Below are 14,400 nucleotides of genomic sequence, written 5' to 3'. Positions count from 1 at the left end.
GTACCGCGCATTGCGCGGTACGGGCCCCTTCGTCGTTCCGGGAGTGCGTGTCCGGCCGGTGCGGGCGTCCGTCAGGCCGGTCGTGCGGAGCGGACGAAGTCCCCGAACTCGGCGTACAACTGGGTGACGGCGGTGTCCACGGCGGGCGAGACGCTGTCGTAGTTGAGGAAGCCGTGGATGAGCCCCGGGTAGACGTGCCGGCGCACCGGCACTCCGGCGGCGGCCAGGGCGTCCGCGTAGGCCAGTGCGTGATCGCGCAGCGGGTCGTGCTCGCCGACGCCGATCACCGCCGGCGCGAGGCCCCGGTGATCGGCGGCGAGGAGGGGCGACACCCGGGGATCGGCTGTGATGGAAGGGTCGCCGCCGGTGTAGAGCTGGATGTCGTGCCGGCACTCGTCGGCCGTCAGGAGATAGCCGGTGGCGTTCTCGGTCATCGAGGGGAAATCGGTCCGGCCGCTGAGATCCGTCGCGGGGTAGGCCAGCAACTGGGCCGCGACCGGTGTGCCGTCGTCACGCAGCGCCAACGCCACCGCGGCGGTCAGGTTGCCGCCGGCGCTGTCCCCGGCCAGCGCGAGCACGCCTCCGCCGAACCGGTCGATGCCCGCGGCGACTTCGCGGGCCACGCCCACGCAGTCGTCGTACGCGGCCGGGAACGGGTGCTCCGGCGCGAGGCGGTAGTCGACGCTGACGACCACCGCGTCGAGATCGCGGCAGAGCCGGCGGCAGACGCCGTCGTGCGTGTCCAGGTCGCCGAGGATCCAGCCGCCGCCGTGGATGAAGAGGACGGTCGGCGTCGGGCCGGCGGTGTCCGGGCGGTAGACCCGGCCGGGCACGCCGGCGAGGGTGTCCTCGGCGACCGAGCCGACGGCCAGGGGCGGGCTGGGGGCCACGGCGAGTGACAGCTGCCGGTTCCCGGCCCGCATCTGCTCCACGGTGGGCGCGGCGGTCGGCGGCGGGCCGTCGAGGCCGAACTTCTGGAGGAGGGCCCGGATACTCGGATCCATCGCCATGATCGCGCGCTCCCTCTCGGATGGTGCTCCGCTGTACCCCGCTCATCCTCGTGCCGTGTGGCACCGGCTGCGGTCCGGGCGGGTCCGTCCGGGTGAGATGGTGGGCGCCGGGTGCGGCAGCCGGTGCCCACCGGTTGGGGCTAGCGGTGTGCGATCTTGAACTTGGAAGCGCCGTCGTAGCCCCGGTAGAAGGCCACGGGTCCGCTGGTGCCGCCGTGGTCCTTGTGGGTCTCCCTGTTGGTGCCGTTGAGGTACTTGCCGGCGAAGTACGTCGATTCGAGGGAGATGTGGTCACCGGCGCGGACCACCAGCTTGCCATCGCCCTTGATGGTGCCAGTGGTGGCGATGTTGCCGGCGGTCTGGTTGATGCTGTTCTGGAACTCGATCGGGCTGCCGACGGGGGACTTGACCTTGCTGACCTTGAGGAACTCGCCGTTGGCGACGGTCACCTCGCCGCAGGACAGCTTTTGGTTCGACGGGATCGTCAGGCCGGCGTCCGCCTTCACGAGGCCGGATGCCGTGACGGTCGTCGCCGATACTCCGCCGCTTGCCGTCACGAGGCCGGACGCCCCGACGGTCGTCGCTGATACTCCGCCGCTTGCCGTCACGAGGCCGGATGCCGTGACGGTCGTTGCCGATACTCCGCCGTTCGCGGTTACCAGGCCGGACGCCCCGACGGTCGTCGCCGACACCCCGCCGTTCGCCGTCACCAGCCCGGTCGCCGTGATCGTGGTCTCCGCGGTGAGCGCGGCCTTGGTCCTCAGGGTGTTGACCACCACGTTGGGCTCGTTGACGGTCAGCGAGGTGGTCAGGAAGTAGTCCTGCCCGTCGAGCGTCGCCTTGAGCGTGAAGTTCGCGTTGTCGTCCAGGTTCGGAGACTTCCAGACCCGGTTGGCGAAGTTGGCCTGGTTGCTGTCGCTCGTCTCGGTTCCGTCCGCCTTCCGGTAGTACATCGTGTAGGTGATCCGGTTGTCGGCCGGCGCCTGCCACAGCAACTCCACGGTGTTGCCGCGGTTGATGACGACCGTCCGGGGGCGCAGGCTCCGGAAGAAGAACTCCTCGTTGCCCTTCTGGACCTTCACCTTTCCGGTGCGCTTCTGGAAGCTGCCGTCCGCTCCGGTCGTGGAGGTCGTCTCCTCGATGTCCAGGTCCACCGTCCCGATGGACGGGTTCACCTCGATGCCCGACAGCGTGAAGCTGACCGCCCAGGTGCCGTCGAACAGCGCCGTGGTGTCCGGGACGAACGAGAAGACGGCCACGTTGGGATCCGTCGTGTCGTCGTCGATCCACCACTCCGTGCCCTGGGCCTCCCCGTCGACCTTGCTGACCGCGGTCGTGATCAGCGTCGGCTCGATGGTCAGGTCGGTCGCCGACCGTCCGGTCGGCACCTTGACCGTGATCCCCTTGCAGTACACCTTCGACGTCCCGGTCGGCAGGTCCCGCCCGAAGCGCAGGACCACCGTCCCGTACTCCAGCTCGTTCATCGTGCTCACCCGCAGTGGGCTGGGCACCGTGCCCCGGGCGGGTTTCACCAGGTTCGTGTCGGCGGCGGCATCGACCTCGGTCACTGCTGTCCCTCCGATTCGCCGGCCGGGAGCACGCGCGCCGCGATGCGGCTGCTGCGGCTGCTCACCGGTCCGTTGTCCGTGCTGGTGTCCTCGGTGATCTCGACCTCGGTGCTCTCGAAGCCGGGGTCGAGCCCGATCGTGAAGGAGATCGCCCAGGTGCCGTCGAACCGGGCGGGCTGGTCGGGCACGCAGGCGAAGACGGTGACGGCCGGGTCGGTGGTGTCGGGCACGATCCACCACTCCTGGCCCTGCGCGCTGCCCAGTACGGACGGCACCGTGGTGGAGACCGCGAGCGGCTGACGGGCGAGGCGCGGGTCAGTGGCCGGGGCCGGCACGCGCACCGAGATCCGGGTGCACCGCACGGGCTGCGCGGCCTCGTTCCGCCCCTCCTCACCGACGGTCAGCCGGAGCTGGTGGTAGCGCGGCGGCGCGTTGTCGGCAGCATCCGGTCCGGCGTTCGGTCCGGCGTTCGGTCCGGGGGTGATGTCCACCCGGTAGGGCAGCAGCAGGGTCATCGGCTCTCTCCTTCACCACCGGCGCCGGGGTGGAGTTGCAGGTATCCGGCCCGGGCGGCCGGCAGCGGGTCGTCGGGGTGTGACAGGTCGTCGGCGGGCAGGATCGGCAGGTCGGTCCAGAGCGGCGGGCCGTCGCCGGAGACCAGGGGCTGGGCCCAGCTCCACGTGCCGTACAGGGCGCTGGGGCGCGGCATGAGGACACCGGCGCCGGCCGGCTCGGCGGAGCGGTGCCCCTCCGGTTCCGAACGGAGCGGCGCCAGCAGCGGGTTGAGGCGGAAGGAGGCGCGGATGGCGGACAGCGCCCGGTGGGTCGTGTCGGCGTCCACGCCGAGCGAGGCGACGGGGAGGATGCCCGTGGTCGCGTGGACGGCCGTGTGCGGACAGGCGAGGACGGTCAGGTACCGGGTGAGCTCCCGGTCGGCGGGCCGGGCCGGCATCGCGAGTCCGGCGCCGTTGCCGATCGGCGCGAAGTAGGGCAGATCCCTGGCGGCCTCGGGGTCCGGCTCGGGCAGGAACAGCTGCCGGTACGAGGTCTCCTGGCCCGGCTCCGAGGTGTAGTAGCCGATCAGCCCGTCGGCGAGCTGGTCGTACTCGCCCAGCCGCACCGGCCACCGGTAGTCCGGGAACTCCTGGGCGCTCGGTTCGAGGGCCTCGTCCCAGGCGGGGTCGGTCAGCGCCGGGCCGAGCAGTTCGAGGCCTAGCCGGGCCCGGACCAGGGCGACCGGCCGCCCGATCAGCCGGGCCGGGGTGCGGTCCTCCGCGGGCGAGGGGTCGGTGATCCGGGCGAGCGCGTCGTCGATCGTGGTCATCAGCGCGCCGAAGGTGTCGGCGTCGCGGCCGACGAGTTCGGCGGCGAAGCCCGCCACGTGCGGATGGACCCGGGCGAAGTCGGCGGGTTCGGCGTACTCGGCGTGCGGCAGCGCGTTCCAGGCGATCTCCCGCCCGCCGGTGGCCGTGGTGATCACCCGAAGCTCGCCGAGCGGGCTGCCGTCGGGGCCGTAGACCAGCAGGGACCGGTCGAGGTGGTTGACCAGCAGCCAGCCGGCCACCGGGGTGTCGCCGAGCGGGTCGGGCACGCTGCTCACCGCCGCGAGCGGGCGGTCGTCGCTGTGGTGCACGGGCTCGAAGCGGATCCGGGTGTCCTGGAGCAGGCGCGGCGGCAGCTGGACGAGGCGCTCCGTCCGGGTGCCCGGGAAGAGCGGCTTGCCGGGGTCGGGGGTGACGCTGGCCGCGCGGACCGGGTCGAACTGGCCGGGCTGCGACTGCTGGGCGGTGACCAGGCGCAGGGCCTGCCCGAAGCGGTCGATGATGTGCAGTTCGGTGAAGTAGAACTGGCCGGCCCGCACGGGCTGGAAGCGCTGCCGGCGGCGGTCCCCGGCGCCGTCGGGCACGTGGTTGCTCTGGCCGGCGAGGGCCAGGACGCCGGGATCGGTGGGGACCTGGGCGGTGCCGTCGTGCTGGACGAGCCAGTCGTTGAACCCGTCCAGGGTCTGGGAGAGGATGTCCAGCCGGTCGAAGTCGTCCTGAAGCAGACGAAGTTGGCCGAGCAGCTCGTCCGGGGCCCCGGCCAGCCTGCGTTCGGTCTGCTCGCGCAGCACGTAGGACAGGGCCGGCGTGAGGAAGGAGCGTCCGGCGAAGTGCGTCCAGCGGACGCCTCCCTCGCCGTCGCCCTCGGGGACGCCGGTGCCGTTCCAGTGGTGGTCGCGGCCGTCGAAGGTCCAGTTGTCCCGGCCGTCCGCGTCGGCGCCCCCGCTGCGGAAGGGGGTGGCGCAGTACTTGATCCGCCACTGGAGGTACATCGGCAGCCAGGGCTGGCGCCAGGGGCGGGCGTACTCGGGGAAGGGGCCGTCGGTGAGCTCCTCGGGCCGCTCGACGATGTCCTTGAGCGCGTCGCCGGTGCGGGCGGCGCGGTCCAGCAGCGCCAGCTCGGCCACCAGAAGCAGGCAGAGCTCGGGCAGCCCGGTGAGGTCGGGAGTCAGCGGGCTGGGAGCCGGGGTGACGTCCTCGCTGCCGATCCTCACCCGGGTCAGCAGCGCCGAGGGCAGCCGGCAGGGGAGCGGCTGGTCGTCGGGACGCCCCAGCGGCTGGGTGGTGCCGGTGCCCGCCATCACCACCACCGGGTCGGCGGGCCGGTGGAAGGACGGCTGCGGCGAACGCTTGAGCTCCTGGCCCTCGGGCAGCTCCTTGGCGGTGGCGAACGCGTCGATCGCCGCCTGCAGGGCGTCCTGGTCCTCGGCGTGGGGGATCTCCGCCCGCAGGTCGTCGAGATCCGCCCGCAGGGTGGTGATCCGCTCGCCGACGGCGTCGATCTCCCGGTTCCAGGCCGTCTCGTCGAACTCGAACGGCTTGGGCCGCCGCTTCTCGGGCAGTTCGCGCAGCCACCAGAGCGACCACAACCGCCACTGGAGGGAGGCGAGTTCGGCCGCGCCCAGGTCATATGCCGCCTGGTGGGCGTTCAGGTCGTCCAGCCACGTGGGTTGGGGAAGTGCGGGAGCCGGTGCGTCGGTTCCCTCCTCGCCGGGCCGGTCGACCACGCGCCAGAGGTGTCCGCCGTCGCTGCCGCCGAACCAGGAGCGGCGCATCACCTCGTCGAGGTCGATCGGGCCGTCGGCGTCGTCCAGTGCGGCGAGCTCGCCGTGGAAGAGGGCACTGACCAGGTCTCCGTCGCGGGTGCACTGGTTCTGCTGGGCCACGAGCGCGGCGGCGGCCTCCGCGGTGCTGTGGCCGACGGCGACCTTCGTCGCCGTCCCGTCGGGCCGGTCGGAGTCCGGGACGACGCCGTCGCGCCGCCAGTCGACGCCCAGCGCCGTGCCGGCGTAGCGGGTGCGCTCGATCGAGCCCGGCACGTCCTCGGGCGCGGCCCAGCCCAGGGCGTCCAGCACGTCGGTCGGTCGGGCGGGATCGGCGTCGGGCGGCAGCAGACCGGGGATGCCGGCGGCGGTGCGCAGGATGTCGGCGCCGTCGTCGGAGTACCAGCCGACGACGGCGTAGCTGAGCACCGCGTCCGGCGGGTAGTTGTCGCCGTGCTCGCGGTCGCGCAGGTCCTGGAGGGTGTCCTGGAAGAGGAAGACGTTGCGGTGGTAGGGCGCGAACGCGGCGAAGGCCGGCAGGCCGGAGCCGATCGCGGTCAGGAAGAGCGGCTGCGGCGCGGGCTCCGTCCAGGGCCCGGTGGCGAGGTCGTGGGCGCGGCCGATCCGGTCGGTGGTGGGGCCGGCGGCGTACGGGTTGAGGTAGGAGTTGCTGCCGTCCCAGATGGGGCTGGAGTCCGGGCGCTGCGAGGAGAGGTAGTCGCTGTGCACCACCCAGCCGGCGGCGGTGGTGGCGCCGCGCACGGTGGCGTAGCGGACCACGAGCCAGCGGTTGGGCACCAGGGGGAAGGTGCTCTCGCCGCTGTCGGGGTCGATGTGGCCCGTGGTGAGGGCCTCGGGGAGCTGCCACTGGAGGTGGACGCCCTCGAAGGAGGTGCCGGTCCAGTAGTCGTGGAGGTTCTCGTACGGCTCGGGTTCGCCGCTGGTCTTGAACTCCTCGTCGAGCATCATGGTGAACATCGGCGACCACCGCTTGAAGCCGTCCTGGTCGGAGCGGACCGCTCGGTTGGCCACCAGGGCGTGCACCTCGACGGGCACGATGAGGTCGGTGTCGGTCATCGGCGTCCATCCCCGGTGTTCGGTGTCGGCTGCGTGACGGTGATGCTGAGGTGCGGCCGGTTGTCGGAGGACTCGCGGGAGGTGATCCGGACGAGCTTCCTGGCCGCCTGGTCGTTGGCGAGTGCCAGGGAGAGCTCGTCGCCGGTGTGTTCGCGCAGGTGCGCGGTGATGTCGAACTCCAGCCAGGCCCAGGCGTCGACCGCGCCGACCCGGGCACCGGCGACGGGATCGGCGGACAGCTCCGGCCGGTTGGCCCAGGCGAGGGTGGACTCGGCCCAGCCGGCCGCGGTGGCGTAGGCCTTGAGCTCGAAGTCGCCCTGGTCCTGGGCGGCCGCGTACACCCGCAGCAGGGCCCGGCCGATCCGCTCGGGCGGCGGCAGCTCCGTGGTGTCGAAGCGCAGGTAGGCGATCCGCGTGGTGCTGTTGGTCGGCCCTTCGTTCTTGACCAGGAGCGGGTTCGTGGCTCCGAACTCCGCGCCCGAGCCGTACTTCGCCACGGTGTCGGCGACGCAGTCGCAGCGCACGGTGGGGGGCAGGAGCAGTTGCTCCAGCGGCGCGTTCACGAGTTCCAGCGCGAACTGCCCGGGGGACAGCAGGTGCCCGTTCGGCAGGCAGGCGGCGGACAGCGCCTGGAGGAGCCCGAAGTCGCCGCCGAGGTCCAGCACGTCCGGGAGCGCGTCTCCGCGGCCGGGGCGCAGGTAGTCGAAGACGGTGCCGGAGGCCGGGTCGCCGGGGTCGGGGAACTCGGTGCCGGTCGGGTAGCCGACCCGGTCGCCGGTCAGGTGGCGCAGGCTGATCCGTTCCTCGGAGTTGATGCCGAAGTGGATGCCCTGGCCGGGCTCGCGGATGGCGATGTGGTCCGGGACGGCGTCCCAGAGCACCAGCAGCACGTCCGGGGCGAGGTGGTCGCGGCGCAGCTCGCCCACCGGCGTGCCGTCCGCGGTGGTGGCGAGGATGTCGAAGACGGGCCAGGCGCGGACGAGTTCGGAGTTCATCAGCAGCCCCGCGGCCGGCCGCACCGGGCCGGTCCCGCTGATCCGTTCGGTCAGCAGGCCGTGCAGGTCGCGGTCGAGCGAGGTGTGGGCGCCGACGTCGCTCGCACCGGCGACCAGCGCGTGGATCCAGGCCGGGTCGATCCGGAAGGCGCGCAGGCTCTCGGGCGGCAGCATCCGGGGATCGGGCACCAGGTGCGCGAACGGCACGCCGTTGAGCAGGGCGAGGCGTTCGAGCCAGGCGGGCACGGTCGGCGTCGAGTCCCGGGCGAGCGTCAGGAGCGAGTCGTGGGCGCGCGGCTCGGCCAGCAGGACGCGCGGCTCCGGGCGGGCGCGGCGCACCGCCGTTGCCGGGGGCGGGCCCTGGACGCGTGGGGCCTTCAGGGACTCGACCAGGCGGCGGCCGAACCCGGGTGCGGCGAGCTCGCGCAGCGCCGCCGTACCGGCCGGTTCGGCGGGGTCGGCCGCCGCCCGGGCCGGGTCGGTGGACCGGGCGAGCAGGGCGGCGGCGCGGTTGCCCAGTTCCCGGCGGGCCTGGACGACCTCGCCGCTGTAGTCGGGGTTGGCGAGTGCGAGGGTGCGGCCGAGCGTCCAGGCGGCGGCGTAGCTGACGTCGAAGAGGCCGTACTCGCGGTCGTAGATCAGCGCGTGGTCGGCGGTGGTGTGCGGGCCCTCGACGGCTTCGACGGGCAGTGCGGGCGCGGTCAGCGGGGTGAGCGGGCCGCGGTACCAGGCGTAGGTGTCCTCGCCCGCGAGGGTCCGGTAGGCGACAGCGGTGTAGCCGTGGTGCAGCCGGGTCCGCGCGTGCGCGACCTCCGGGCCGTCCGAGGGGTCGCCGGGAGGCGCCAGGCGCAGCGCGAGGCTCTCCGGGTCGGTGTGGCCGGGCGCGACGAGGTTGCGCAGCAGGCCCGCCGGGTCGAGCGTGCCGTCGGGGTCATTGGTGAAGGACCAGGACCACAGGGTGCACAGCCGGACCTTCCCCTTGCCGGGCAGGGAGCCGGGCGTGAGGCGGCCGAGCCAGCCCTCCAGGGAGACGAGGTGCACGGCGTAGCTTCCCGGAGTGCGGGGGAACCGGTTCGCGGCCACCACCGCGTATTCGCCTTCGGTGAGGATCTCCCCGTTGTCGCGGCGCTGCGGGGCGGTGCGCACGTCGCGCACGTGGGTGAGGTGGTGGAGCTCGTCCTGGCGCGCCACGATCGCGTGGAAGAGGTCGACGGGCAGGTCGATGGTGCGGCAGGGGTTGTCGCCGTCGATGTCGCCGGACAGCTCCGGGCCCGCGGTGTCCCGGCCCGGGTCGCGCAGCTCGCTGATCGGGCGGGTGGTGAACTCGCCCTGGGCGTCGGGGTCGTCGTCGATCTCCCCCGGGCCGAAGACCAGCAGGGCCAGCCACGGCGGTTTGGCCGCCGCCAGGCCGAGCAGTTGCCGCTCCCAGGGCAGGACGGCGCGGCTCAGGGTGACGTGCGGCAGCACGTGGCTGTAGCGCCCGACGGCGCCCGGCGGCGGGAAGACGGCGTGCACGGACGAGGGGTCGAGCACGAACTGCGCCGCGCGGATCTCGTAGCGGTCCGAGGCCTTGGGCAGCGGGTCGGTCTCGGTGTCGATCCGGACGCCGTCCTTGGTCAGCCGGTGTTCGACGGTGATGGTGTAGACGCCGGCGGTCGCCTTGGGGTCGAGGTGGTCGTAGAACGAGACGGTGAGGTCGGGTCGGGCGGGCATCGCGGTCACCTCGCGGCGGCGGTCAGGAGCGGGGGGTCGGTCAGGGTCCGGCCGGCCTTCTCGGCGGTCCGGGTCAGCGGGCCGTCGCTGTCCGGCGCGACGCCGAGTCCGGCCAGTGCCCGGTGCAGCAGGGCTCGCTTGGCGGCGGTGGCCACCAGGGTCTCGGTGATCACGCCGACGCTGCCCGGGTCGGCGACCGGGGAGTCGCCGGCGACGGCGCCGTCGCGCAGCGGCATCCGGCCGGGCGGCAGGCCCTCGACGTCCAGGGCCTTGGACGGGACGTCGCCGACGCCGAGCTGCCGCGTCGGTCCGGGCACCACGACGGTCAGTCCGGTCAGGCAGTCCGGCACCAGGCCGGGCTGCTTGAGGGCCGCGTTCGGGTCGGCGAGCGGCGCGCCCCACAGGGCCTGCGGCATGCCCTCGACGGTGGGGGTCACGGTCCAGCCCTCCGCCTCCCAGCCGTAGCGAGCGCCGCGCTGGTCGCGGATCTCCACGACCTGCTCGCAGACGACGCCGCTCAGCCGCATCGGGCGGATGTCGATGCGGGCGTCCTCGCCGCCGGCGAAGAGCACGCCGTTGAGGGTGATCTTCGAGGCTGGCAGCGCGGACTCGACGGACACGGTGAAGCCGTCGATCCGCACCAGCTGCGGCAGTTCGGCCGCGAGGCGGGCCTCGGACTCGTCCTCGGTGACGTCCGGCAGCTCCACGCCCTGCTTGAGCGCGGTGCGCGAGGGCGCGGGCAGCTGGAGCTGGAAGTCCTCCCACGGCACGGGCGGCGCGCCCGCGCGGTCGGCGCCGAAGCCGATGGTGAAGGAGATGAACCAGACCTTGACCTTGGCCCGCCCGCCGATCGGCGGCAGCCACAGCTGGAGGCCGACACCGACCTCCAGCGACACCCGCACCCGCACGAAGAGCACCTTGACGGTGGCGGCGACCCCGATGCTCAGGCCGAAGGCGAGGTCGGCGTAGAACGGCTTCCACTGCACGAGCGCGTCGACGTGGGCGGTGAACCAGGCCCGCAGGTTGATGCCGTGGCCGTTGTCGTAGACCGCGGCCAGCGCCCCGCCGATCATGAACGCGCCGTCGGTCAGTGCCGCGTACGCCTGGCCCTTGATGGTCACCGGGCCGCGCTCCCACAGCCAGCCGATCCGGGGCGGCCTCGGGTAGTGCTTGGGGGGATCGAACTGGGGGTGGTAGCCGCCGGCCGAGAGCACGAAGCCCTTCTTCACGCCGCCGGGCAGGTCCTTGCCCCACACGTAGAGCGAGATCCCGCCGGTGAGCTGGGCGTTGGGGTCCAGCAGGTAGGAGCCCTTGGCGATCACGGTGTCCATCGAGAAGCGGCCGAGCGCGGAGTCGTAGACGTAGACGAAGTCCACGACCACCTTGCCGAAGCACAGCGCGTTGACGGCCGACGGCGCCACCGCGTAGGCGTCGCTCTCGGTCGGCAGCTTGGGCGGCAGCATCAGCGTGGTGCTGCCCGCGAGCATCACTTTCCAACCCGCCTCGCCCCACTCGACCAAGGCCAGGGCCCGGGCCTGGATGAACCGGTAGACGGTGAACTCCATGCCGCCGGCCACCCAGTACTGCCCGCGGGCCGGCGTCACCCAGCCGCCCGCGCCGACCAGTTCGTCCAGGGCCTGGGCCGGGGTCTTCGGCGGCTCGCCGGCCGTCGCCCCGAGGCGTTTGGTCAGGGGGAACGTGCCGAGCTCACCGGTAGTGGGGATCCGCACGGTGCTGTTGACGCCGAAGCCGAGCACGACGCCGGTGAACGTCACCGGGCCGATGCTGAACAGGCCGTTGATCCGGTTCTTCCCGGCCACCAGCTCGGCGTACGCGAAGATCGAGTCCCAGCCGTCCTTGTGCTTGGCCCAGCTGCCGTTCAGCTGGAGGGCGAGGAGGTCGAGCAGCTCGATCCGGCCGGCGGCGGCGAACGCGAGCTCGTACTCGGGGCCGAGGTCGAGCCGGGTGAAGGCGCCGGCGATCACCACCTTGGGCGGGCCGGGGCGCTCCAGCGCCAGGCTGGCGCCGCGCAGCACCGGCAGGACCTTCCAGTCCTTGTCCACCCCGAGGCCGAGGCCCAGCAACTCGATCGTCAACGGGCCGACCGCCATGGTGGCGTCGAAGGCGATGAACAGCCGGCCGTGGGCGTAGCCGAGGCCGGGGCGGCTGAGGCGCACCGGGCCGAGCGCGTACCCGTCGAAGGCGCGCTGCTCCTCGTCGGCCCGTTCGCGGCCGAGCACGACGCCGCCGCCCGGGCCGAGCGCGGCGAACTCGCGGTCGGCGGGGTAGACGAGGTCGATCTTGCCGCCCTCGAAGCCGAGCTTCGCCCACATGACGGTGGTGTCGGGCTCGAAATCGCCGGGGAGCAGGACGGGCAACAGGGCGGCGGCGGTGGGGCCGTTGGTGTCGGTACCGGTGTCGGCGGCGACCGCGGGGTCGGTGGCGAACTCGGCCAGCAGCGCGTTGAGGTCGGCCACCTCTGCGGCCGTCCACGCGCGCCGGGGCGCGCCCTTGCTCATGCCGGCCCAGGCGAACTGGAGGTCGGTGACGGTGACCTCGCGGTCCGGATCGGTCTCGTCGACGATCGGCAGGTCGGAGGCCTTGACCCGGACGGTGCCGCGCACGGCCGCCAGCAGGCGCCGGCGCTGGGGTTCGTTGGCGGGCTGGACGGCCAGCATCCAGCCGAAGAACGAGGAGGTCGCGGCCAGTACGAGCTCGAACTTCCGGAAGTCGAGGCGCAGGCCCACCGAGTACAGGCGCGGCATCAGCTGGTCGGGGACCAGCGCGCCCGCCAGCTCCGCGCCGAGGCCGACCATCAGCTCGTCGGCCGGCACGCCCTCGTCGTCGTGCCAGCGGGCGGTGAGCGCGACCGGCGGCGTCGGGCCGGTCGGCATCGCGACGGCGAACCTCAGCTCCGCCCCGCCGGGGAGCGTCAGCGACAGGTGCGGGAAGCGGGGGTGCACGCGGAAGCTCTTCAGGTCGATGTCGAACCCGAGGCCGGGCAGGCCCAGCGAGATCCCGCCGCCGAGCAGGAGCCTGGCGTCGAACGCGATCCGCAGGACCCAGTCGGTGCCGAAGTCCCAGTCGGGCTCGCCCTGGGCCGGCCAGGTCAGGCCGATGCCGGACAGGCCGAGTGGGCCGAGCTCAAGGTCCGGGAACTCCAGCCAGGTCGGGTCGGGGGGTGTCAGCGGCGGTGGCCAAGGGATGCCGAGCGAGGCGGAGGGACGGCCGGGCAGGCGCCAGTCGACGTCCAGCGACCAGCCCGGACGGCCCTGGCCCCCGCCGGAGGACTCCCAGGTCAGAGTGGGCCACCAGGCGCGCGCACCGCCCGGGAACGAGCCGATCCAGCCGTTCAGCAGGTCCGACTGCGGTCGGCTGAGGCCGGATCCGAGGGCCGCCAGGCTGATCCCGTTGAGCAGGAAGTCGGGCAGGTCCGGGAGCAGGTCCCCGATGAACGGCAGGTCGGCGAGCCAGGTGTCGAGTCCCTTGATGCCGAGCAGGGCGACCTTGCCCCAGTCCCCGGGCCCCGAGAGGGACGGGAGGCCGGCCAGCACGAAGCGCAGCCACTGCGACTCGCCGGTCAGTTCGAAGTCGCCCACGCCCAGGTCGAAGCGCAGCCCGAGGGCGGGGAGCCGGGGATTGAAGAAGTCCGGCAGCGCGGGCGGCGAGACGTCGAAGAGCCCGAGCAGGTCCAGCAGCCCCAGTCCGCTGCCGTCGCCCTCGCCGTTCCACCAGCCGGTCAGCACTCCGGGGCCCGGCAGCCCGGGGAAGCCCGGGAGTTGCGGCAGGTTCGGGCCCTCGGGTACGGCGAAGGTCAGATCCAGGCCGCCCAGCGGGAGGCCGATCGACGGCAGACGGGGGAGGAGCGTGAAGTCGCCCGCGCCCGGGCGGTCCGGGAGCGAGAAGTCGAAGCCCGCGTCCGGGAGTTGCAGGTCGAGCCAGCCGAGCTTGACGGACAGCCGGAAGTACACGCCCAGGCCGTCGCCTCCGCTCCCGCCGCCGGAGTTCCTCAGCGGCCAGCGCAGGCCCAGACCCGAGAGCGTGAAGCGGCCCACGGGGATCGACGGGAACTCCGCTACCCAGCCGATCTCCGGCACCTCCAACCGCACCGCCCAGACTTGCGGTTCCTGGCCGGGGAGTTGGTAGGCCGCGCCCGCCCAGACTCCCGCCGCCAGCTCCCGCTCCGGCAGCAGCGGCCACCAGCCCCGGTCGGCGAAGGCCGCGGTCACCGCGGTGTTCACCGCCGAGCTCTGCGCCCCGGTGAGCCGGTCGCCGATGACGAACGCCTCGACACCGCGCACCCCGATCAGCTCGCCGTCGGGGATCTCGCCACCCACGTGGGGGAGTTCGGAGAGCAGCGCCTGGCTCTCCCGCACGCCGGCCAGCGCCACCAGGGGGCCGCCGATCGACGGCGCGGCGAACACGAGGCGCAGGTGCTCGGTCTCCACTCCGAAGACCACCCGGCCGGCCGCCAGGTCGTAATGTGCCAGCAGGGCGCTCACCTCGGCGTGGAACGCCTGCGGGAGTTCGGTGAGGTCCAGCCCCCAGGCCGCGGCGAGGTCGGCCGACCCCATCGCCGCCCCCATGGCCACGTCGATCTCCACGCGCAGCCCGACGACGTACCTGCCCGCCGCGTCCGCCAGGAACTCCAGCCGCAGCAGCGCCTCCCGCCCCTCCAGCAGCGCGGCCGTGCCGAGCACGGTCAGGCTCTCGCGCAGCGCCTCCGTCACCCGGAGCACGAAGTCCTTGCCCGCGCCGAACAGTTGATACAGCTCCGGTAGTTCGATCGAATCGAGGGGCAGGGTGAAGTCCTCGCCCGGAGCCGGGAAGGAGTTGAGCAGGTCGGCGACTTCCAGGGCCATGGGAACGGAGGGTCCTCTCGTGCGCAGCGGCGGGAGGCATGTGCTGGAGGCAACTGCACGGGCATGCCGAAGCGGCATGCCGGTGGCGTC

General features: G+C 73.1%; 6 protein-coding genes. All 6 read right to left on the bottom strand.

Annotated features, from left to right (window positions below; genetic code table 11):
* Positions 1-71 precede the first annotated feature (71 nt).
* Entirely contained in the window at positions 72-1,010 is a 939-nt protein-coding gene (locus ACFXDE_RS17830) for an alpha/beta hydrolase (RefSeq protein ID WP_380495243.1), read from the bottom strand.
* A gap of 140 nt (positions 1,011-1,150) precedes the next feature.
* Positions 1,151-2,578 (bottom strand): hypothetical protein, encoded by a 1,428-nt coding sequence (locus tag ACFXDE_RS17825; RefSeq protein WP_380495241.1) that lies wholly within the window; start codon positions 2,576-2,578, stop codon positions 1,151-1,153.
* Positions 2,575-3,093: a hypothetical protein gene (locus ACFXDE_RS17820; RefSeq protein WP_380495239.1), complete on the bottom strand. Its 519-nt coding sequence runs from the start codon at positions 3,091-3,093 to the stop codon at positions 2,575-2,577. The genes ACFXDE_RS17825 and ACFXDE_RS17820 overlap by 4 nt, the downstream gene beginning before the upstream one ends.
* A complete protein-coding gene (locus ACFXDE_RS17815) occupies positions 3,090-6,740 on the bottom strand; it encodes a hypothetical protein (RefSeq protein WP_380495237.1) in 3,651 nt (1,216 codons plus the stop codon). Before ACFXDE_RS17815 ends, ACFXDE_RS17820 begins: the two co-directional genes overlap by 4 nt.
* Positions 6,737-9,448, bottom strand: a complete 2,712-nt coding sequence (locus tag ACFXDE_RS17810; protein WP_380495235.1) for a DNRLRE domain-containing protein — start codon at positions 9,446-9,448, stop codon at positions 6,737-6,739. Before ACFXDE_RS17810 ends, ACFXDE_RS17815 begins: the two co-directional genes overlap by 4 nt.
* Before the next feature lie 5 nt (positions 9,449-9,453).
* Complete coding sequence (locus ACFXDE_RS17805) at positions 9,454-14,310, bottom strand: DUF6603 domain-containing protein (RefSeq protein ID WP_380495233.1); 4,857 nt, start codon at positions 14,308-14,310, stop codon at positions 9,454-9,456.
* Between the last annotated feature and the right edge of the window lie 90 nt (positions 14,311-14,400).

The sequence above is a fragment of the Kitasatospora sp. NPDC059408 genome (genome assembly GCF_042751525.1).
In the GTDB taxonomy this organism is placed as follows: Bacteria; Actinomycetota; Actinomycetes; order Streptomycetales; family Streptomycetaceae; genus Kitasatospora.
The sequence above is the reverse complement of the archived record's forward strand: the minus strand, read 5'-3'. Positions and strand labels throughout refer to the sequence as shown.